20 protein-coding genes and 1 pseudogene are annotated in these 19,723 nt (G+C 58.2%); 13 read left to right on the plus strand and 8 right to left on the minus strand.

Annotated elements, in window-relative coordinates:
- Positions 1-581 precede the first annotated feature (581 nt).
- From hpxZ to ACMHLI_RS08230, 4 genes are read right to left on the minus strand one after another with little or no spacing between them, the layout of a single operon-like run.
- Positions 582-965, minus strand: a complete 384-nt coding sequence (gene hpxZ, locus ACMHLI_RS08215; protein ID WP_112164719.1) for an oxalurate catabolism protein HpxZ — start codon at positions 963-965, stop codon at positions 582-584.
- A gap of 33 nt (positions 966-998) precedes the next feature.
- Positions 999-2,396: an AtzE family amidohydrolase gene (locus ACMHLI_RS08220; protein WP_413529051.1), complete on the minus strand. Its 1,398-nt coding sequence runs from the start codon at positions 2,394-2,396 to the stop codon at positions 999-1,001.
- Positions 2,393-2,587: an oxalurate catabolism protein HpxX gene (gene hpxX / locus ACMHLI_RS08225; RefSeq protein ID WP_413529052.1), complete on the minus strand. Its 195-nt coding sequence runs from the start codon at positions 2,585-2,587 to the stop codon at positions 2,393-2,395. Before hpxX ends, ACMHLI_RS08220 begins: the two co-directional genes overlap by 4 nt.
- 15 nt (positions 2,588-2,602) lie before the next feature.
- Positions 2,603-4,189, minus strand: coding sequence for a gamma-glutamyltransferase family protein (locus ACMHLI_RS08230; RefSeq protein ID WP_413529053.1), 1,587 nt, complete (start codon positions 4,187-4,189; stop codon positions 2,603-2,605).
- Between the two features lie 208 nt (positions 4,190-4,397).
- Here ACMHLI_RS08230 and ACMHLI_RS08235 point away from each other — a divergent pair, with 208 nt between their 5' ends.
- The 9 genes and pseudogenes from ACMHLI_RS08235 to uraH all read left to right on the plus strand — a co-directional run bounded on the left by ACMHLI_RS08235 (position 4,398) and on the right by uraH (position 11,741).
- On the plus strand, positions 4,398-5,237 hold the full coding sequence (locus tag ACMHLI_RS08235; protein ID WP_413529054.1) for a MurR/RpiR family transcriptional regulator: 840 nt from the start codon (positions 4,398-4,400) through the stop codon (positions 5,235-5,237).
- Between the two features lie 264 nt (positions 5,238-5,501).
- The gene (locus ACMHLI_RS08240) at positions 5,502-6,287 is read left to right on the plus strand and encodes a transporter substrate-binding domain-containing protein (RefSeq protein ID WP_413529511.1); all 786 of its coding nucleotides are present in this window, start codon (positions 5,502-5,504) and stop codon (positions 6,285-6,287) included.
- Between the two features lie 24 nt (positions 6,288-6,311).
- Positions 6,312-6,977, plus strand: coding sequence for an amino acid ABC transporter permease (locus ACMHLI_RS08245; protein ID WP_413529055.1), 666 nt, complete (start codon positions 6,312-6,314; stop codon positions 6,975-6,977).
- Positions 6,977-7,630 (plus strand): ABC transporter permease subunit, encoded by a 654-nt coding sequence (locus tag ACMHLI_RS08250; protein ID WP_167457517.1) that lies wholly within the window; start codon positions 6,977-6,979, stop codon positions 7,628-7,630. The genes ACMHLI_RS08245 and ACMHLI_RS08250 overlap by 1 nt, the downstream gene beginning before the upstream one ends.
- The gene (locus ACMHLI_RS08255) at positions 7,630-8,379 is read left to right on the plus strand and encodes an amino acid ABC transporter ATP-binding protein (RefSeq protein WP_112164727.1); all 750 of its coding nucleotides are present in this window, start codon (positions 7,630-7,632) and stop codon (positions 8,377-8,379) included. The genes ACMHLI_RS08250 and ACMHLI_RS08255 overlap by 1 nt, the downstream gene beginning before the upstream one ends.
- 23 nt (positions 8,380-8,402) lie before the next feature.
- Positions 8,403-9,641, plus strand: coding sequence for a pyridoxal-phosphate-dependent aminotransferase family protein (locus ACMHLI_RS08260; RefSeq protein ID WP_413529056.1), 1,239 nt, complete (start codon positions 8,403-8,405; stop codon positions 9,639-9,641).
- Positions 9,641-10,894 (plus strand): annotated as a pseudogene (gene hpxK / locus ACMHLI_RS08265) (allantoate amidohydrolase); the annotation flags it as partial. The gene ACMHLI_RS08260 and the pseudogene hpxK, both read left to right, overlap by 1 nt.
- Positions 10,895-10,912: 18 nt before the next feature.
- Entirely contained in the window at positions 10,913-11,413 is a 501-nt protein-coding gene (gene uraD, locus ACMHLI_RS08270) for a 2-oxo-4-hydroxy-4-carboxy-5-ureidoimidazoline decarboxylase (protein ID WP_413529512.1), read from the plus strand.
- On the plus strand, positions 11,406-11,741 hold the full coding sequence (uraH, locus tag ACMHLI_RS08275) for a hydroxyisourate hydrolase (RefSeq protein WP_413529057.1): 336 nt from the start codon (positions 11,406-11,408) through the stop codon (positions 11,739-11,741). The genes uraD and uraH overlap by 8 nt, the downstream gene beginning before the upstream one ends.
- Before the next feature lie 10 nt (positions 11,742-11,751).
- Here the strand turns inward: uraH and ACMHLI_RS08280 are convergent, their stop codons facing one another.
- The gene (locus ACMHLI_RS08280; protein WP_413529058.1) at positions 11,752-13,020 is read right to left on the minus strand and encodes a glutamine amidotransferase-related protein; all 1,269 of its coding nucleotides are present in this window, start codon (positions 13,018-13,020) and stop codon (positions 11,752-11,754) included.
- A 214-nt stretch (positions 13,021-13,234) separates the two neighbouring features.
- Between ACMHLI_RS08280 and ACMHLI_RS08285 the strand changes: the two genes are divergently transcribed.
- Complete coding sequence (locus ACMHLI_RS08285) at positions 13,235-13,741, plus strand: DUF1993 domain-containing protein (protein ID WP_413529059.1); 507 nt, start codon at positions 13,235-13,237, stop codon at positions 13,739-13,741.
- Positions 13,742-13,796: 55 nt separating this feature from the next.
- On the opposite strand, the gene ACMHLI_RS08290 is transcribed toward ACMHLI_RS08285, so the two are convergent.
- Positions 13,797-15,275 carry a UbiD family decarboxylase gene (locus ACMHLI_RS08290; RefSeq protein WP_413529513.1) on the minus strand — a complete coding sequence of 493 codons (1,479 nt, stop codon included), beginning with the start codon at positions 15,273-15,275 and terminating at the stop codon, positions 13,797-13,799.
- A 144-nt stretch (positions 15,276-15,419) separates the two neighbouring features.
- On the opposite strand from ACMHLI_RS08290, the gene ACMHLI_RS08295 reads away from it, so the two are divergent.
- Positions 15,420-16,304: a LysR substrate-binding domain-containing protein gene (locus ACMHLI_RS08295; RefSeq protein ID WP_413529060.1), complete on the plus strand. Its 885-nt coding sequence runs from the start codon at positions 15,420-15,422 to the stop codon at positions 16,302-16,304.
- 12 nt (positions 16,305-16,316) lie between these two features.
- Here ACMHLI_RS08295 and ACMHLI_RS08300 read toward each other — a convergent pair whose 3' ends face one another.
- A complete protein-coding gene (locus tag ACMHLI_RS08300; RefSeq protein WP_413529061.1) occupies positions 16,317-17,090 on the minus strand; it encodes an amidohydrolase in 774 nt (257 codons plus the stop codon).
- The gene (locus ACMHLI_RS08305) at positions 17,078-18,238 is read right to left on the minus strand and encodes a pyridoxal phosphate-dependent aminotransferase (RefSeq protein WP_413529062.1); all 1,161 of its coding nucleotides are present in this window, start codon (positions 18,236-18,238) and stop codon (positions 17,078-17,080) included. Before ACMHLI_RS08305 ends, ACMHLI_RS08300 begins: the two co-directional genes overlap by 13 nt.
- 187 nt (positions 18,239-18,425) lie before the next feature.
- On the opposite strand from ACMHLI_RS08305, the gene ACMHLI_RS08310 reads away from it, so the two are divergent.
- Both ACMHLI_RS08310 and mtnC read left to right on the plus strand, forming a co-directional pair.
- The gene (locus ACMHLI_RS08310) at positions 18,426-19,040 is read left to right on the plus strand and encodes a methylthioribulose 1-phosphate dehydratase (protein ID WP_413529063.1); all 615 of its coding nucleotides are present in this window, start codon (positions 18,426-18,428) and stop codon (positions 19,038-19,040) included.
- Positions 19,037-19,723, plus strand: coding sequence for an acireductone synthase (gene mtnC / locus ACMHLI_RS08315; protein WP_413529064.1), 687 nt, complete (start codon positions 19,037-19,039; stop codon positions 19,721-19,723). The genes ACMHLI_RS08310 and mtnC overlap by 4 nt, the downstream gene beginning before the upstream one ends.

Consider the following 19,723-nt stretch of genomic DNA (forward strand, 5'->3'; position numbering starts at 1 on the left):
GCGCCCTCTGGACTCCCGCGTTTTTTAAAACACGTGCCATGCAGACGGGCTCTGTTTCAGTAGCCACCGCTATTGCCGCAAAATCCCGCCGCTGTGCGGTGCCCTCCGGTCGGGTTACAACCCGCGCCAAAAAGCCGCGCGGTTTTCCACCTCTTCCTCCGGCGTGATTTTTGAAAGCGGCCAGAAGTTTTAGGTCACAACCTCACCGGCTCAGGATGAGAAAAAAGCCTGTTAAAATTTCGAAATGACGCGAGAAGTTATGACGAATAGCGATAACAGCAACATATAAATAAAAACCCCAAACCGCAGCGATGTTTTTAAGATCCCACTAAGGCGCGATAAAAAATTTTGCTGAGAGAGTGTTTCGAGACCTATGGCTCGAAGACCGATCGAAGGGACCGCGGAGCGGCAAGATTTTGCGCCTCCACGGAAGTCACAGAACACGTCCATCGGTCTGGCGACAGCGCGTGTTTGAAAAAGCGGGGAGAGATCCAAGAGAGGGAAAGCACTTCCCTCTCTTGGTCGGTTTAGGCGCGAAAAGTCAGGTGATCACCGGTATTGAAAAACCGAAATTTTCTCGATCAAACCATCAAACTCACATGCGCTGCTACAATCTTCCATCCGCTCAGCATTTTCACCCAGGTCTGCTGCTGCCGTCCGATCTTGTCCGTACCTTCCCGACGAAACTCAGTGCTGGCGATCGCCATGTCATCGCCAAAGGTGGTGATCGTCGTGTTGATCAAATCACGATCCAGCCCCTGAGAAGGGCGGGCGGCGCGGAACTCGCGAATGGCTTCGATGCCGTAGAGATTTTCCCCTGCGCCGTAACGCACGGTCCGCGGATCATGCCAGAACAGCTCATCGAGCACGGCGGTATCGTTGGTGATCAGCGCCTGCTCATAACGATAAAATGCCGCGTTCATTTCGGCGAGGATCGCCGGGCGGTCTATATTGTCAGTTTTCATGATTTACTCTCTTCACCCTGGAAAACGGTAATTTTAGATCACCGAAGAACTGCTGACTTTCACGATGCCTTGAAGCTCGAGCGCCCACGCGGCGCGCAAGCACAGATCTTCCCGCCACGGCGGTGCTATCAGTTGTAATCCTATCGGCAAACCCGTCGCGGTGGTCACTGGAACGGTCACCACTGGCAGGCCAAGGAACGAAATCGGCTGCGTCAGCATGCCCATACTGGCGCGTGTTGGCAGGTCCAGACCGTTGATGTGGATCGTTTCCTGACCGATTAAGGTCGCCGGACACGGCGTGGCTGGCGCAATCAAGATGTCCCAATGGTCGAACAATGGCAACACCTGTTGCTGAAACTGATGACGGAAACGTTGCGCCTGCACGTACCACGCCGCCGGGATCATCGCCCCTGCCAGCAATCGCTCGCGGGAAAGCGGCTCAAACTGATCCGGGATCGCTCGCAGTTTTGGCAAATACTGATTGCCGCCTTCCGACGCGCTGATGATAAACGCCGCAGAGCGCGCCAGTTCGGCCTGAGGGATCTCGAACTCTTCATGAGCCTCCAGCGCCTGCGCTACCTTCAGCACGGCGGCTTTGGCGTGCTCGTCGCACCATGTCGAAAAATAGCCACCGAGAACAGCGGTGCGTAAACCCTGCTGCCCGCGTTTTAACTGGGAAAATGTCTCGGTGTTAGGCTTATCTGCCTGAAAATGATCCTGCGGATCGGTGCCCTGAATGGCGTCGTAGACCTGTGAAAGATCTTCGCTGCAACGCGCCAGGGGCCCGAGATGATCGAGGCTGGCGACAAACGGCTGGCTGCCGCTGCGGGAGATCCGCCCGAACGTCGGTTTCAGGCCTAGAATGCCCGAGAGCGAGGCGGGCACGCGGATGGATCCGTTGGTGTCGCTGCCAAGCGTGAAATGCACCAGACCGGCAGCGACCGCAGCCGCCGAACCGCCGGAGGATCCGCCTGCGACGCGGGACAGATCGCGCGGGTTACGCGTCGCGCCATAGTGGCTGTTTTCGGTGGTGAAACCGTAGGCGTAAGCGTCCATGTTCAGCATGCCGGACAGCGTCGCGCCCTGTGCGGCCAGCCGTGAAATAGTCCATGCGTCGTGCCGCGCGGCGGCGTTGCTACTGTTGAGGCTGGCACCGGCCAGAGTGACTTCGCCCGCGACGTCCAGCAGGTTTTTCACCGCATAGGGAATCCCGGCCAGCGGCGGTAACGTCGCACCGCTGGCGCGGGTTTTATCGACTTTCGCGGCTTCGCTCAACATCCGTTCGCGGGTGATGTGGGTGTACGCGTTGATCACCGGATTGGCCTGGTCGACGGCGTCGAGCGTAATGGTGGCAACTTCGCTGGCGGAGATGTCGCCCTGCGCAATCGCCAGATGCAACTGGCTGATGGTGAAATTTTCCAACGATTTCATGCTCTGTATACCCCGGCGATTTCCAGACGCGGGTCGAGCGGTAAATCCATCAGCGGTTGCGCCATCTGCGCGATGCGGCTGAATTGCACCAGTAATTCCTGACGACGTGCGTCGTCGATTTCCAGCGCCAGAACGGATTCCATCTGGCGGACATAAGCGGCCCAGTCGGTCGCAACAGGTGTGTTTTTCATGGTGTTTTCTCCTTATCAAAAACCGGCAGCGCTGCCGTTGCTGCGCGGGTCGGACGCGCCTTCAAACATGCCGTTGGTGTGGCGCACAATTGCGCCCGCATGGCCGACGGCTTCGCTGAAATCCGGTAACAGCTCGACGTCGTGACCGCGCTGGCGCAGCCCGGCGAGCGTCGGATATTCGAAACGGCCTTCCAGTTTCAGTGAGTCTGAGCTTTCGCCCCAGGTGCGGCCGAGCAGCCAGCGCGGGCCGCTGATCGCCTGTTGTAAGGATTGCCCCTGCACCACGTGACGGATGAACACTGCGGCCTGCGTTTGCGGCTGGCCGTCACCGCCCATCGAGCCATACACCATCGTGCGACCATCGTATAAACGGGCGGCGGCCGGGTTGAGCGTATGGAAGGGTTGTTTGCCCGGCGCGAGCGCCAGCAGATGTTCCGGGTCGAGGCTGAACGAGGCACCGCGGTTTTGCCACAGGACGCCGCTCTCCGGCAACACCACGCCGCTGCCAAATTCGTGATAAATGCTCTGAATGAAGGAGACCGCCAGCCCGCTGCTGTCCATTACGCCCATCCAGACGGTATCGCCCGGCCCTTTGCCCTTGCCCCATTCGGCGGCGCTGTGGGGTTTGATGCGGGTGGCGAGAGCGTCGAGGTACTGCGGATCAAGCAGGCTTTGGGCGTCCTGCGTCATCATGCGCGGATCGGTGATGAAACGGTCGCGCAGGCCGAACGCCAGTTTGGTGGCTTCGACGATGCTGTGAATGGTGGCGCTTTCGTCCATGCCTTCAAGCGGCAGACGATCGGTCAGACCGAGGATCGCCAGCGAGACCAGACCCTGCGTCGGCGGCGTCAGGTTGAAGATTTCCCCTTTGCTGTGCCTGAGGCGCAAGGGGGTGCGGCGCTGGGGTTTATAGGCCGCGAGATCGGCGCGGGTGACCGGCATACCGAGCTTTTCCATGTCGGCGGCCATGCTGTCAGCCAGCTCGCCACGGTAGAAACTTTCCAGCCCGTCTTCGCACAGCATCGATAAGGTCTGCGCTAACTGCGGCTGGGTAAAACGGTTTCCGGCGCGTGGCACTTCGCCGTTGGGCAGAAATACGTCGGTGAAGGATCGGATGTCTTTGAGTTCGTGCTGTTTGGCACGGGTGGCGGCCTCCTGCGAGGCGGTCAGCGGAATGCCGTCTGAGGCGTAACGGATCGCGTCACGCAGCAGGCGCGACAGCGGTTTTTGCTCGCCGCCAAATTCAGCGGAAACGTTTAGCGCTTCCTGCCAGCCGCCGACGGTGCCTGCCACGGTCAGCGCAGATTTCGGGCCACGGTGCGGAATGTGCGTTTCACCGGCATAGAAATCGAGAGAAGCGAGCGATCCGGCTGCGCCGCTGGCGTCAATGGCGACAGGATTACCCTGTGGCGGCACAATCAGCCAGAAGCCGTCGCCGCCGAGGCCGTTCATGTGCGGATAGACCACGGCGATGGTCGCGGCGGCGGCCACCATGGCTTCAATGGCATTGCCGCCTTCGCGTAATACCGCAAGCGCACTCTGGCTCGCCAGATGATGAGGCGTGACCGCCATGCCTAACGGCGCGCTGTTACTGTTAATCATGCGATGTCCTTTGTTGCGTGTCTTTTCTTATGTGCTGATATCAGCCGCGCGTGCAGGGGAAGAGGGCGCGATGTCATTATGTTAAGCAAGAGGTGTTCCACATCCGCAGGATCCCACCAGGTTCACGGATAAATTCGCTTGCATTGGCAAGCATAGTGCATGGTATGTTCCGCCATTGACTGAAACTTCCGTTACAAAAGGGTCGGACATGAAACAAATTGACGAGCGTCTGCGCGAGCATTACCCGGCACTGACGCCGCAGGAACAACGCGTAGCCGATTTTATCCTCGCCAGCATTGATGACCTGATGAGCTACAATAGCGCAGAGCTGGCGCGGCTTAGCGGGGTGTCGAAGGCGACGGTAAGCCGCCTGTTTAAGCGGCTCGGTTACCCGAGCTATCGCGACATGCGCGATGAAATGCGCACGCTGCGCCAGAGCGGAATGCCGCTGACCGACAGCCGCGATGCGGTGCAGGGCAACACGCTGTTGTCCCGGCACTATAAGCAGGAAATGGCCAACCTGACGCAGTGGATTAACCAGATCGACGCCGCGCAGTTCAGCGCGCTGACCGCCGCGCTGAGTCAGGCGCGACAGGTGCGTCTGCTGGGCTTTCGCAACAGCTATCCGGTGGCGCTGCACCTGCGCCAGCAGCTGATTCAGGTGCGTCCGGGCGTGGTGATGATGCCGCAGCCGGGGCAGACGCTGGCGGAAGAGCTGGCGGATCTGACCGTGCAGGACGTGGTGATTTTCGTCGCTTTCCGCCGCAGACCACGCATGGCGAAGGCGATTCTCACGCAGTTACAGACGCTGGGCGTACCGGTGCTGCTTATCTGCGAGCCGCAGGCACAGACGCTGACCACGCTGGCGACCTGGCATCTGGCGACGCCGCTCGACAGCGTATCGGCCTTCGACAGCTATTCGTCGGCGATGAGTCTGGCCAACTTACTCAGCAACGCGTTGCTGCATGAGATGCTGGCCTCCGGCCGTCAGCGAATTCATCAGATAAACGATCTGTACAGCGATCTCGACGAGCTCGAACAGCGCTGATTCCCGATCCCGGTTCAAACAGGGCGCTTTTTTGGTGCCTTTGCACAGTTAAGGTGCGCCGGAATTTATCCGCTTAGCGTTTTTTTGCCCTGCCGCAGGGCAAAAAACGCGGCCATGAAAAGTTTCCATTCTTCATAATCCCTTGTCATACCGTGACTTCGCGCACATTTCTTCGGTTGAATCGCTTTTGGCACATTCGTTGCAGAGTCATGTTTATAAGAATCTATCGTTCCAAAAACCTTTCACCGGAGATAATCTATGAACATGAACAAACGGCTGTTGGCGTGGGCAGGTGCTGCAATGCTGGTTCTTCAGGCATCCAGCGTGATGGCCGATCAGTTGCAGGATATTCAAAAACGCGGCGTGCTGCGCGTGGCAGTACCGCAGGATTTCCCGCCGTTTGGTTCGGTGGGCAAGGATTTGCAGCCGGAAGGGTATGACATCGACATGGCGCAGTATCTGGCCGATAAGATGAAACTTAAGTTGCAACTGGTGCCGGTTACCAGCGCCAACCGCGTGCCTTATTTGCAAACCGATAAAGTGGATCTGGTGATCTCCAGCCTCGGGAAGAACGCCGAACGTGAGAAAGTCATCGATTTCAGCAACGCTTATGCACCGTTCTTCCTCGGCGTATTTGGCGCGAAGGGCGACAAGCTGGCAGATCTGAGCGCGCTTTCTGGTAAAACCATCGGCGTAACCCGTGGTGCGGTGGAAGATCTGGCGCTGACTGATGTGGCACCGAAAGATGCCAAAATTCAGCGTTACGAAGATAACAACACCACGCTGTCGGCGTACCTGTCCGGTCAGGTGGAATACATCGCAACCGGCAACCTGGTCGTCGCGGCGATTGCTCGCATGAACCCGGCCAAAGCGCCTGAATCCAAAGTGATGTTGAAAGATTCACCGTGTTACGTCGGCCTGCGTAAAGACGAACCGGCGCTGAAAGATAAAGTGAACGAACTGATTGCCGAAGGCGTGAAAGATAAGACGCTGAACACGTTGTCCGAAAAATGGATGAAGGCTCCGCTGCCGGCTTCCATCGGCGCGTAATCAGTCGTTTGACGAGGATCTTTCATGACCTATCAGCTTAACTTTAGCGCGCTGTGGCCGTACATGCCGGAGCTGTTGGCCGGTTTATGGACCACCATTGAGCTGACGGTGATGGCAACGATTGGCGGCGTCGCGATCGGGATTTGCGGCGCGGCCATTCGCTGCGGCAATCATAAAACCCTGCGCGCTGCGTGGGGTGTGTACGTCGAAGCCATCCGTAATACGCCGTTTGTCGTACAGCTGTTTTTCATCGTATTTGGTCTGCCGGCCATCGGTTTGAAAATGACCGCAGGCGAGGCCGCGTTGCTGGCGATGCTGATTAACCTCGGCGCGTACAGCACCGAAATTATCCGCGCCGGTATTCAGGTGACGCCGAAAGGCCAGTGGGAAGCGGGGCGTGTGCTGGGGCTGAGCCGCAGCCAGACGTTTCTGCGTATTGTTTTGCCGCCGTCGCTCAAACGCATTTATCCGTCGCTGGTCAGCCAGTGCATTATCGTGATGCTCGGCTCCTCTGTGGTTTCTCAGGTGTCTTACGAAGAACTGACGTTCGCTGCGAACTTAATTCAGTCGCGCACCTTCCTCAGTTTTGAAGTGTATCTGGTCACCACGCTGTTCTATTTATTACTGTCGGTTGCGATGCGTCAGTTATTGCTGCTGGCCGGACGCCGCTTCTTTGGGAGTGAAAACTGATGATGACGTTCTCCGACTGGGACATTGTGCGCAATCTGCTGCTGGCGGCGCGCTGGACAATCCTGCTCTCGCTGACCGCGTTCATCGGCGGCACGCTGGTCACCTTGCCGCTGTTGCTGATGCGCCTGACCAAACGCCGCTGGCCGTCATTGTTTGTGCGTTTATATTCCGAGCTGTTTCAGGGCACGCCGCTGCTGATGCAGCTGTTTCTGGCGTTCTTCGGCCTGGGTTTGTTCGGCATCAACGTCAGCCCGTGGACCGCGGCGGCGCTGGCGCTGACCTTATATACCAGCGCCTATCTGGTGGATATTTGGAGCGGCAGCATCGCCGCACTGCCAAAAGGCCAATGGGAAGCCTCACGCTGCCTCGGCCTGAATTTTGGTCAGACGCTGTGGCGCGTGGTCGCCCCGCAGGCGCTGCGTATCGCGATTGCGCCGACCGTTGGGTTTTCCGTACAGGTGGTGAAAGGCACCGCGCTGGCATCGATCATTGGTTTCGTCGAGCTGACCAAAGCCGGCACGATGCTCAATAACGTAACGTTTGAGCCGTTCAAAGTGTTCGGATTAGTGGCGCTGGGCTACTTCCTGATGTGTTATCCGCTGTCGCGTTACAGCCAGCATTTAGAAAAATCGTTGCGTGGAGATAAACAGTAATGCCGCTGATCACAATCAATCAGGTTCAAAAATTTTATGGTCAGAACCACGTCCTCAAAGGCGTGGATCTGGATATCGACAGCGGCGAAGTGATCTCCATCATTGGCCGCAGCGGTTCCGGGAAAAGTACGTTGCTGCGCTGCATGAACGGGCTGGAAGGCTATCAGGACGGCAGCATCAAACTCGGCGGGATGACCATCACCGATCGCGACTCGCAGGCGCGTGACATCAGCCGCTCGGTCGGCATGGTGTTCCAGAGTTTCAATCTTTTCCCACACATGACCGCGCTGGAAAATGTCATGCTGGCACCGCGCCGCGTGTTAAAAAAATCCGCCGCCGAATGCCGTGAACTGGCGGCGCAGATGCTGGCGAAAGTCGGACTGGCGGATCGCATGGATTATTACCCGTCCAACCTTTCCGGCGGCCAGCAGCAACGCGTGGCGATTGCCCGTGCGCTGGCGATGAACCCGAAAGTGCTGCTGTGTGATGAAATCACCTCGGCGCTCGATCCTGAGCTGGTCGGCGAAGTGTTGAAAGTGCTCGAGCAGCTGGCGAAAGAGGGCATGACGCTGGTGCTGGTGACACACGAAATGAATTTTGCCCGCGAAGTGGGCGACCGCGTGGTGTTTATGCATCAGGGCACCGTGTGGGAACAGGGCGAAAGCCGGGCGCTGTTTGCCAATCCGCAAACCCCGGAGTTAAAACAATTTATCGCATCGGTACGCGGCCTGAATGAAGCTGCGGTCTGATAAACCTCATACAAGGACACGCTATGCTGGACATCAAAACACTCGGACAAATCAACCCGCCAACCCGTCTGCTGATGGGGCCGGGGCCGATCAACGCTGACCCGCGCGTGCTGCGGGCGATGGCGAGCCAGCTGGTCGGGCAATATGACCCGGTCATGACCGGCTACATGAACGAAGTGATGGCGCTGTACCGCGCGCTGTACAAAACCGAAAACCAGTGGACCTTCCTGATCGACGGTACCTCGCGCGCCGGTATCGAAGCCGTGCTGCTTTCCGGCATCCGTCCGGGTGACAAAGTGCTGGTACCGGTGTTTGGCCGCTTCGGCCATCTGCTGTGCGAAATCGCCCGTCGTTGCCGCGCGGAAGTCCACACCATAGAAGCGCCGTGGGGCGAAGTGTTTGACCCACAGCAAATCGAAGATGCGATTAAATCGGTTAAACCCCGCTGGCTGCTGACCGTGCAGGGCGACACCTCGACCACTATGTTGCAGCCGCTGGAACAGCTCGGCGAGATCTGCCGCCGTCATGGCGTGCTGTTCTATTCGGACGCCACAGCTTCATTCGGCGGCAACCCGATGGAAACCGATGCGTGGGGATTAGACGCCGTGTCGGCCGGTCTGCAGAAATGCCTCGGCGGCCCGTCCGGCAGCTCGCCGGTCACCATCAGCCCGCGTTTTGAAGAACAAATCCGCCGCCGTAAATGTGTTGAAGAAGGGATCCGCACCGCCGATCACGCCGACGGAGACGAGGAGATGATCTATTCCAACTATTTCGATCTGGGCATGATCATGGATTACTGGGGGCCGGAACGTCTGAACCACCATACCGAAGCCACCAGCATGCTGTTCGCCTCACGCGAATGCGCGCGAATCATTCTCGAAGAAGGTTTGGATAACAGCATTGCGCGCCACAAATTGCACGGTGGTGCGCTGCTGGCCGGCATTCAGGGGATGGGGCTGGAAGTGTTTGGCGACCTGGATCACCGTATGAACAACGTGCTTGGCGTGGTGATCCCGCAGGGCATTCACGGCGAACAGGTGCGCCAGATGATGCTCAACGATTTCAGCATTGAGATCGGCACCTCCTTTGGTCCGCTGGCCGGAAAAATCTGGCGTATCGGCACTATGGGCTACAACGCCCGCAAAGATTGCGTATTGCAAACGCTGGTGGCGCTGGAAGCCGTACTGCATCGTCTGGGGTTTGCATCGAAATACGGTGCCGGTTCGCAGGCCGCCTGGGAACATTACGCAGGAGGTCAGTAATGGCAGAAGCCTTAACGCTGGCAGCGGTGTCCGAAAGCGCGGCGCGAGCGGCCGAACGGGTGATGGCGCGCTGCGATGCGCTGGCCGCCATCAGCGAAACGCCGGGTCAGCTGACCCGGGTGTATCTCTCGCCGGAACATTTACAGGCCAACCGTCAGGTGGGTGAATGGATGGCCGCCGCCGGGATGCGCGTCTGGCAGGACAGCGTCGGCAATATCTGCGGACGCTACGAAGGGCTGGATCCTTCTGCGCCTGCGCTGCTGCTCGGCTCGCATCTCGACAGCGTGCGTAACGCGGGGCGCTACGACGGCCCGCTTGGTGTGCTGACGGCGCTCGAAGTGGTGTCGTATTTGCATCAGAACGCCATGCGTTTACCGATGGCGGTGGAAGTCGTCGGGTTCTGCGATGAAGAGGGCACGCGGTTTGGCATCACTCTGCTGGGCAGTCGCGGACTGACCGGCACCTGGCCCGCCGACTGGCTCGAACGCCGGGACGCGCAGGGGATCTCTGTTGCCGAGGCGATGATTAATGTCGGGCTGGAACCGCTGCACATTGGCGCATCCCGGCGCGCCGTCAGCGATTTCTGCGCGTATCTGGAATGTCATATCGAACAAGGCCCGTGCCTGCAAACGGCCGATGTGCCGCTCGGTGTGGTGACCGCGATCAACGGCGCACGCCGCCTGAACTGCCAGTTCACCGGCCACGCCGGTCACGCCGGAACCGTGCCGATGGGGCAGCGCCAGGACGCCCTGACTGCTGCCGCCGAATGGACGCTGGCTATCGAAAGTATTACAGCCGCCACCGGCCGCAATCTGGTCGCGACCGTCGGCACACTGGAATGTCTGCCGGGCGCGGTAAACGTCATTCCGGGGCAGGTGAAATTGTCTCTCGACGCCCGCGGGCCGCGCGATGAAGATTTGTGTGCGTTGCTGAAAGTTTTGCTGGCGAAAGGCCATGAGATTGCCCAACGTCGGGGGCTGACATTTGAAGCCGAACAGTTTTACGGCATCAGCGCGACGGAGTGCGACGAAGGTTTGCAGCACCGGCTGAATCAAAGCATTTTGCCGTTGCAGGGGCAGGCGATGTCGTTGCCGAGCGGGGCGGGGCACGACGCCATTGCTATCGCCCAATGCTGGCCGGTCGGCATGCTGTTCGTGCGTTGCAAAGACGGCATCAGCCATCATCCGGACGAATCGGTCACGACCGGTGACGTGGCGTTTGCGGTGCAGGCGTACATCAATACGGTGCTGAGTTTCGGGGGAGGGGCATCTGTGACCCTCGGAGAATTTAATGCGCTGTCCGAGTTCGAAGCCGTCGCGCTGCTGCGCCCGCTGGTGAATATTCCCGCCTGGGCGAAACAGGTCAGCGACGCGCGGCCTTATTCTTCTGTGGAGCGGCTGATGCAGTGCGCTGAGGCGGCCTGCCTGCACTGGCGGGCGGCAGATATCACGCAGGCGCTGTTGGCGCATCCGCGCATCGGTGAACGGGCAGGCGGCAGCAGCAAAGAAGCACAGCTGTCGCGCGGCGAACAGGCGACGCTGAACATCAGCCATCAGGAGATTATAGATGCGTTGCACGAGGGCAACCTGCGTTACGAGCAGCGCTTTGGCCGGGTATTTTTGATCCGCGCTAAAGGCCGCAGCTCGCAGGAAATCCTCGAAAATCTGCAAAGGCGTTTACAGAATTCGCCGGAAACCGAAAGTCAGGAAACTGCGCAGCAACTCAAAGAAATCACCCTGCTGCGCTTAAAGGAGATTTTCAGTCATGACTAAAATTACCACGCATATTCTTGATACATCACTCGGCCAGCCCGCCGCCAGCGTCCGTGTATGGCTGGAGAAAATCGACGGGCAGAACGTCATCTTAATCAGCGAAACGCAGACTGACGCCGATGGCCGTGCGGCAAAATTAACGCCTGAGGCGGTGGATTCAGGCCATTACCGCCTGTGGGCAGATATCGGCGGCTACTTCGCCGCAACCGGCCGCGAGACGCTGTACGGTTCGGCGATCATCGACGTAACGATTGATGGCGGGCAGGATCACTACCACCTGCCGCTGCTGATCAGCCCCTATTCTTACTCGACGTATCGCGGAAGCTGATCTGCACATCTCACCCTAACGAAAAGTGCGGATGCCTGATCCGCACGCTTTGGGTCAGCGCTGCGTGGCTGACGTCGCATTCGCGATTGCTCTGACGGACCTGTTGCAGGAACGCCATCAACAGCGGATTCGGGCGCTCGCGGCGTGACATCAGTTCCGGCTGCCCCTGAACGCCGATGAAATACGGGTGATTCATCAGTTCCACCGCCTGCGCCTGTTCCCCGCTTTCATCCATTCCAGACACCCTCAGACCGGCGCTTTCCAGCTCGCTGAGGATGTGCGGATTCAGATAACGCCGCTGGTTATAGCGCAGCGTAAATTCCTCGCCCATCTTGTTCGCCAGCAGGCTGCCCGCACAGGTTTTCACCGGATGATTGCCCAGACGCGGTTGTGAGTACTCACTCAGCGGCAGCGCGGTTTGCAGGCTGCCAAGCATCGACGGGCCTTGCATCACCACGCGTTCCTGACCGAGCACCCGTTGCCCCAGCGCCGTCACCATCTGATGCATCCCCTGATTGATCCCCAGCAGCGGCGTCTGGTTCTCCAGCGCCCACGTGGCAGTCGCCAGCGGCGCGGCCTGATAGTCACTATGGGTCAGCGTCGTGCCCGGCAAAATAATACCGTCGACGTCAAACAGGGTTGAATCCAGCTGGCTGCCGAGCAGTGCAGGGGTTACCCAGACCACGTCGATGTTCATTGCCAGTGCATCGGCGGCATCTCCCAGTGCAGCGAGCATCGCCGGATAGCTGTCGCGCTGTTCAGTAAAATCCCCGACTAAGGCGACGCGAAGGGTTTTCCCGGCACGCATCACCGGTTGTGACACCGAGCCTAACGCCCAGCGCCCGAAGGCATCGCGCCCCCAGCCGTTACTGCGAACTTTGCCGGTGGTGCAGTCTTCCAGCTGGAATTTATCCTGATGGCGCACCACGGTTAATGATTCGATACCGATGCCATGCGCAGTGATTCTGGCGGCCAGTTCTGCGCAGAGAGGCTCACGCAGCGGCACCACGACATCCTCTTTAAGTGCCCGATAAATCAGCGCTTCCAGACTGGATTCAGCGCCCGCACCGCGCCCGGTCAGACGCTCAAGCCACACCAGTCCGCTGGTCAGAGAATGCCCCTGCGCCGTGACGTGCTGACGGGCATTCGGGAAACGTCGCGCATCATGACTGACGGAAAAGTGACACAGCGGCAACGCGCGCAATTCAGCAAGTATCGCTGCCATCGCGCCGTACAACGCAGGTTCGGGCGTGGAGTGTGCAATAAAGGTGATGGTCATCAGGTGTCCTCTGTCAGATGTTTTTGCGGGGGTATTGAATGCAAGAACTGATCCACACAGAGGCGTAGTTACATGTGTTGACAAAAAGAGCGCGGTGGCTCGCAAAAGTGATCTCCGGTAACACTTCACTACTACGAATCGCCACGCTGTTAAGACCATAACGCGCTAATCTATCGCTGGTTGTTCTAAACCCTACACTCATTAAGGAAGCATCATGTCAGCATCACTTTATGGCAGCACGGCGGCACAGTTTGTTCGTGGTTTACAGAATCTTTCCGCTCTGCTGGAGAAAGGCGCGGCCTGGGCGCAGGAAAATGGCAAATCCGAAGAAGAAATTCTGAACACCCGTCTGGCAGAAGATATGTATCCGCTGGCGCGTCAGGTGCAGATCACCAGCGATATGTCGAAAGGTGCAATCGCCCGTCTGGCGGGTCTCACCGCCCCGGCAATGGAAGACACGGAAACTACTTTTGCGCAGTTACAGGAACGTATCGCCAAAACCCTGCACTTCATCGAAAGTGTAAAACCGGAGCAGCTGGAAGGGGATGAATCCCGTCCGATCGTGGTGAAAGGCAAAAACTTCGAACTCAATTTTACCGCGCACAGTTACGTCACTACCTTCGCCGTGCCGAACTTCTATTTCCACGTCACTACGGCCTACAATATTTTACGTCACGTTGGCGTGAAGATTGGGAAGTCTGATTATATTGGCGCGATTTAATTTCTGCTTTTATTGCGTCACCCGAGAAAATTCCGGGCGACGCAAATTCCCTGCGTTAATCAAACAACTCCGGCGCAAACGGACGCGGATCGACATCCTGGAACGGCGCGCGGACGAAGCGGTCTTTCAGGGCGAAAGGCACGGTGCAGTCGAAAATTGTTTTACAGCTTATGCCGCGATCGCGGATGCTCGGGCTGTAATCCGGCATTTGTGACGGATCAAGCTGATGCCCGCGGATCCCCGGCAGAAACGTGGTGCTGACATCCCCCTGATAACGCGTAGACATCGCCCACAGCACATCGCTGCTGTCGAACAGATCCACATCCTCATCCACCAGAATGACGTTTTTCAGTTCCGAATAAGCCGCCAGCGCAATCAGCGCAGCCTGGCCCTGACGGCCTTCGTCAGTGGCAGTGCGTTTTTTTACCTGCAAGACAGCCAGAAATTTGCCGCCGCCTGCCGTGTGGGCATAGACGTTTTGCAGGAAACCCGGAATGGCGGCTTCTACCGCATTGTAAATACTCGCTTCGGTCGGGATGCCCGCCAGCGTGGTGTGCTCTTCGCCGGGACCGACCAGCGTTTGTAAAATTGCCTGATGGCGCATAGTCACCGCTTTGACTTTGATCACCGGTAAAGACGGATGAGCATCTCCGCAGTAACCGGGGAATTCCGGCATCGCGTGGCCGGTATGCGTGTGCTGATCTTCTTTCACACGGACGTTAGGGATCAGCTCGCCTTCAATCACAATTTCGGCACGGGCAATGGATTTTTGCGGCACGGAAACGGCATCCACCAGTTCTACAGGGCGGTTACGCAGCGCACCTGCGACGGAAAGTTCGTCGAAGCCGAACGGCGTGGTCGGCGCTTCGAAACAGGCCCCGATATAAATCGCCGGATCCAGCCCCATGTTGATGGTGACCGGCAACGGTCTACCGGCCGCTTCGGCTTTCTGGCGGAACACTTCGATATGACGCCCGGCGGCTAAAAACATCGACAGCTCATCTTTACCCTGCACGCACAAACGGTGGATAGTCACATCGCTGACGCCCAGTTCGGGGTCACTCGCCAGCACCAGCCCGAGGCAGAAAAACGGGCCGGCATCGAGCGGCGTGTTAGTCGGGGCTGGCAGCAGTTTGCGCAGATCAAAATCCGCATCCTCAGCGAGGAAAATCTGCTCCTGACAGGGCGCGGATCCGCTGGTCAGATTCACCGGTTCGACCGGGTTTTTCACCGCTTTGCCCATATGAAAGGCCAGATCTTCCGGCTTGCAGCCCAGCAGCATGCCGGCGCGCTGACGGCTGGCGTGAACGCCAACCAGTACGCGGGAACCCGGATAGCCTTTGATAGTGTTAAACATCATCGCGGGACCGATGCGCGTCGGGCGCTTCACCGTACCGCCTGCGCCAATATGCCGGTAAACCCCCGCCAGCTCGGCATTGGGGTCAACAATATGATCGGTTTCAATGTATTGGCCGTCGTGCTGTTTCAATAACGCAATGGCGCTGCGTAAGTCATTGATGTCGCTGGCCTGCATGGCCGGTTCTGACGTCTGATTTTTCATGATGATTTCCAGCGTAACTAAATTGCTCTTACTTTGAGCTTTTAACCACTGCCGATCAATTGCATCATTAACCTATTATTGATGCATTTTACTTATCGATTCCGCAGGCAGGCCCAGATGGATTTTAAACATTTACGTTATTTCGTGACGCTGGCGCAGGAGTTACACATGGGCCGTGCGGCGGAGAAGTTGTCGATCGCGCAACCGGCGCTGAGCCAGCAAATCAAAGCGCTGGAGGAGCGGCTGGACGTGCGGCTGTTTGTGCGCGCCAATCGCCGTCTGACGCTGACACAAGCCGGTGTGGCCTTTGAACAAAAGGCCCGGCTGGCGTTGCAGATTGCCGAGAGCGGCGTGCGTGAGGCGCAGCGCACCGCGCGCGGTGAGCAGGGAACGGTGGCGATGGGGCACGTGGCCAGCGCGATGTTCAACGGCCTGCTGCCGGAGCGGCTGAATACGTTCCACCGCGCAGCGCCACGCGTCACCATCGGCCTGTCGTCGTATCAGGTTGACGATATTTTCAAAGCGCTGGCAGATGAAATTCTGGACGTGGCAATTGTCCGTGCGCCTTTCGGCCCGTTGCCTGCGGGGCTGGAGCAACAGCTTTTCAGTTGCGAACCGCTGCTGATCGCCTTGCATCATCAGCATCCGTTAGCGGGCGAAAGTAGTTTGCCGCTGGCCGCGCTGGCACAGGATGAATGGCTGCTGATGGACGATAAACCGGGCATAGGGCTGGGACAGGAAGTACGCGACGCCTGCGATCAGGCGGGTTTTTCGCCGCAGTTGGTACAGCAGGTCAAAGATGTCGCCAGTATTGTCAGTCTGGCGGCGGCAGGGCTGGGCGTCGGGCTGGTTCCGGCGTCGGTATCGGTGATCCAACTGCCCGGCGTGCGATTTATTGTGCCGAAAAATCCGCTCAAAGAAAGTGAACTGTGGCTGGTGTACCGCCGGTTTGAGCAATCCCCGGCGGTGAAAAAACTGCTCAGCGTCCTGATGGAGCGCTGAGTTGCGATCGGATTAATCGTGCAGTAAAAATGTATCGGCATCGCGCCATGCGGGGAAGGCTTCGCGGTAATCCTGCAATGCTTCGAGCGACAGCTCGGCCTCAATGATCATCGCTGAACCCGGTTCGGCGCGCGCCAGCTCTTCGCCCTGCGGATTGATGATCAGACTGTCGCCGCTGTAGTGGTGGCCGTTGGCGTCATCGCCGACGCGGTTACATCCGGCGACGTAAGCCTGATTTTCAATTGCGCGGGCAGTGAGCAGCGTCTGCCAGTGATGGCTGCGACGGGCAGGCCAGTTGGCGACGTACAGCGCCAGATCGTAATCCTGATTATTGCGCGAAGCGACCGGGAAACGCAGGTCGTAGCAGACCTGCGGCAGGATACGCCAGCCGCGCCATTCGACGATTTCACGGCGTTTACCCGCCACATAATAGTTATGCTCACCGGCCATGCGGAACAGGTGGCGCTTATCGTAAAAATGGACTTTGCCCTGCGGTTCAACCAGCAGGAAGCGATTCACGGCGCCGTCGGGGGTGCTCAGCGCTACGCTGCCGCCAATCATTGCATTGAGTTTTTGCGCCCACTGTTGCAGCCATTGCACCACGCGAGACTGCGGCAGCGCGCTGCCCGGTGCCTGCATGGCAAAGCCGGTGGTAAACATTTCCGGCAGTAGGATCAGGTCGCGGTCAGTCAGCGCCCCGAGCAGGCTGTCGAAATGGGCGAGGTTGGCCTCGCCGTCCAGCCACACCAGCGGCTGTTGCAGTACGGACAGTTTTAAAGTTGACACAGGCGCTCCGAAGCCGCGTCCAGCGTGGCTTCCTGTTTGGCGAAGCACAGCCGGATCAGTTTATGTGGGAAAGGTGCGGCGCAGAATACCGACATCGGAATGGCCGCCACGCCCACATGTTCAGTCAGCCAGTGGCAGAATGCAACATCGTCTAAATCGGACACGTCGCTGTAATCGACCAGCAGGAAATAGGTTCCCTCACTCGGCAGTACCTTCAGGCGGCTGTTTGCCAGCCCCTGCGCCAGACGGTCGCGTTTGGCCTGATAAAACGCCGGTAATTCCTGCCAGTGCTCCGGCGCTTCCCGCAGCATATCCGCCAGCGCCAGCTGAACCGGGGTAGTGATCGAAAACGTCAGATACTGATGGACTTTGCGCAGTTCGGCGCTGATAACCGCCGGTGCGATGCAATAGCCGACGCGCCAGCCAGTCATATGATAAGTCTTACCAAACGACGAAACCGCGATAGCGCGCTGACGCAGTTGCGGATGGCGCAGCACGCTGGCATGGCCTTGCGGTGCGAAGCAGATGTGCTCGTACACTTCGTCGCTGAGTACAAAAATGTGGCGGTCGGCAATGATCTGCCAGAGCTGTTCGACGTCGCTGTCTTGCCAGACGGTCGCCGACGGGTTGTGCGGAGTATTAATGATCACCAGTTTGGTACGGTCGGTGACCTGATCGGCGAATTCCGCCCAGTTTACGTTGAACGCCGGCGGCTGGAGCTGAATACGTTTCATCACGCCGCCCGCCAGTTCCACCGCAGGGGCGTAGCAGTCGTAGCTCGGGTCGAAGGCGATCACTTCATCACCTTTCGACACCAGCGCCGTAATGGCGATGTACAGGGATTCCGTGGCACCGGCGGTGATGGTGATGTCGGTATTGGTGTCGGGCGCGAAGCCGTAAATCTGTTCGGTTTTCGCGGCAATGGCTTCACGCAGCGGCGCAGTACCGGTCATTGGCGCGTACTGGTTCGCCCCCTGACTGACGTGGTACGCCAGACGCTCGCGTAAATAGCCGGGGCCGTCGAAATCTGGAAAACCCTGCGAGAGATTAATGGCGTTATGTTTCTGCGCCAGGGCACTCATCTGAGTGAAAATCGTGGTGCCTAACGCGGGAAGTTTGCTTTCGGGGATCAGTGCGGCTGTGCTCATGGCGGGTCAATACTCCTGGACCGGTGCAGATAGCGATGTTGCTCACAATATAACACGATGTTAATATTTGGCAATCAAGACGCTTAGATGGCTAAATGCCAATTCAGTCTAGAACATATCAAATATTTATATATCGCGATTTTCATCTCAAAATCAGCCCATCAACGCACGGTTTTTCAGGAATACGATGACAGAAAATTTGCAACTGGGCGCGCTGCTGGCGGCCTGTCACTGGATTGGTCAGAAGGGCTGGAGCCCGGCGACCGGCGGCAATATGTCGGTGCGTTCGGGCGCGGAACATTGCCTTATCACCGAATCGGGCAAAGACAAGGGTTCACTGACCGCAGAGGATTTCCTGCTGGTCGAACTGGCAAGCGGTCTCGCGCCGGCCGGGCGTCGTCCTTCGGCGGAAACCGGTCTGCATACCATGCTCTATGCGCACGACCCGCAAATCGGGGCGGTGCTGCATACCCATTCGGTAAATTCGACGGTGCTGTCGCGGGTGGAACGCAGCGGCACGCTGGTGCTGGAAGGCTACGAGATGCAGAAATCTCTCAGCGGCCAGACGACGCATTTGGATCGGGTGCTTATTCCTATTTTTGACAACAGCCAGGAAATTCCCGCGCTGGCTGATAAAATTATGGCTTCAACAGAGCATGCGCCGTTGCAGTATGGTTTTCTGCTGCGCGGCCACGGGCTGACCTGCTGGGGCAAAGATGTGGCCGAGGCGCGTCGCCATCTGGAAGGTCTGGAATTCCTGTTCCAGTGTGAACTGCAACGTCGTCTGCTGGAGGCAAAATGATCCGCGCCATCGTCACTGATATTGAAGGCACCACCACCGACATCCGTTTCGTGCATCAGGTGTTATTCCCGTATGCCCGCCAGCGTCTGGCGGAATTCCTGCGTCATGCGCACGAACAGCCCGACGTCGCGGCTGCACTCGACGGCCTGCGCGCCGAAATCGACCGGCCACAGGCCAGCATCGAAGCGCTGATCGAGCAGCTTTTCACTTATATGGATAACGATGTGAAATCGACGTCGCTGAAAGTGTTGCAGGGCATTATCTGGCGTACCGGCTACGAGAACGGGGACTTTCGCGGACATCTGTATGAGGATGTCGGGCCGCAGCTGAGTGCGTGGCATGCAGATGGCCTGAAGCTCTGCGTCTATTCTTCCGGTTCGGTGGATGCGCAAAAACTGCTGTTTGGATACAGCGACGCGGGCGATTTAACGCCGCTGTTCAGCGGTTATTTCGATACCCGCGTGGGCGCCAAGCGCGAGACTGAGTCGTATCAGAACATTGCCGAGCAACTGATTTTACCGCCACAGGATTTACTGTTTTTATCTGACATCCGTCAGGAACTCGAGGCCGCGCGCTTAGCGGGCTGGCACACCTGTCAGCTGATCCGCGATGACGCCGACGATGTCAGCGATCACCTGCAAGTTAATCGTTTTGATCAGATAGCCTTAGAAACATTCTTATAA

Origin of the sequence: Rahnella inusitata (genome assembly GCF_965118895.1) — a bacterium.
In the GTDB taxonomy this organism is placed as follows: Bacteria; Pseudomonadota; Gammaproteobacteria; order Enterobacterales; family Enterobacteriaceae; genus Rahnella; species Rahnella inusitata_A.

Coding starts and splice junctions, on each gene's coding strand:
- hpxZ (WP_112164719.1), bottom strand. CDS start 965: ATGAAAACTGACAATATAGACCGCCCGGCGATCCTCGCCGAAATGAAC.
- ACMHLI_RS08220 (WP_413529051.1), bottom strand. CDS start 2,396: ATGAAATCGTTGGAAAATTTCACCATCAGCCAGTTGCATCTGGCGATT.
- hpxX (WP_413529052.1), bottom strand. CDS start 2,587: ATGAAAAACACACCTGTTGCGACCGACTGGGCCGCTTATGTCCGCCAG.
- ACMHLI_RS08230 (WP_413529053.1), bottom strand. CDS start 4,189: ATGATTAACAGTAACAGCGCGCCGTTAGGCATGGCGGTCACGCCTCAT.
- ACMHLI_RS08235 (WP_413529054.1), top strand. CDS start 4,398: ATGAAACAAATTGACGAGCGTCTGCGCGAGCATTACCCGGCACTGACG.
- ACMHLI_RS08240 (WP_413529511.1), top strand. CDS start 5,502: ATGAACAAACGGCTGTTGGCGTGGGCAGGTGCTGCAATGCTGGTTCTT.
- ACMHLI_RS08245 (WP_413529055.1), top strand. CDS start 6,312: ATGACCTATCAGCTTAACTTTAGCGCGCTGTGGCCGTACATGCCGGAG.
- ACMHLI_RS08250 (WP_167457517.1), top strand. CDS start 6,977: ATGATGACGTTCTCCGACTGGGACATTGTGCGCAATCTGCTGCTGGCG.
- ACMHLI_RS08255 (WP_112164727.1), top strand. CDS start 7,630: ATGCCGCTGATCACAATCAATCAGGTTCAAAAATTTTATGGTCAGAAC.
- ACMHLI_RS08260 (WP_413529056.1), top strand. CDS start 8,403: ATGCTGGACATCAAAACACTCGGACAAATCAACCCGCCAACCCGTCTG.
- uraH (WP_413529057.1), top strand. CDS start 11,406: ATGACTAAAATTACCACGCATATTCTTGATACATCACTCGGCCAGCCC.
- ACMHLI_RS08280 (WP_413529058.1), bottom strand. CDS start 13,020: ATGACCATCACCTTTATTGCACACTCCACGCCCGAACCTGCGTTGTAC.
- ACMHLI_RS08285 (WP_413529059.1), top strand. CDS start 13,235: ATGTCAGCATCACTTTATGGCAGCACGGCGGCACAGTTTGTTCGTGGT.
- ACMHLI_RS08290 (WP_413529513.1), bottom strand. CDS start 15,275: ATGCAGGCCAGCGACATCAATGACTTACGCAGCGCCATTGCGTTATTG.
- ACMHLI_RS08295 (WP_413529060.1), top strand. CDS start 15,420: ATGGATTTTAAACATTTACGTTATTTCGTGACGCTGGCGCAGGAGTTA.
- ACMHLI_RS08305 (WP_413529062.1), bottom strand. CDS start 18,238: ATGAGCACAGCCGCACTGATCCCCGAAAGCAAACTTCCCGCGTTAGGC.
- ACMHLI_RS08310 (WP_413529063.1), top strand. CDS start 18,426: ATGACAGAAAATTTGCAACTGGGCGCGCTGCTGGCGGCCTGTCACTGG.
- mtnC (WP_413529064.1), top strand. CDS start 19,037: ATGATCCGCGCCATCGTCACTGATATTGAAGGCACCACCACCGACATC.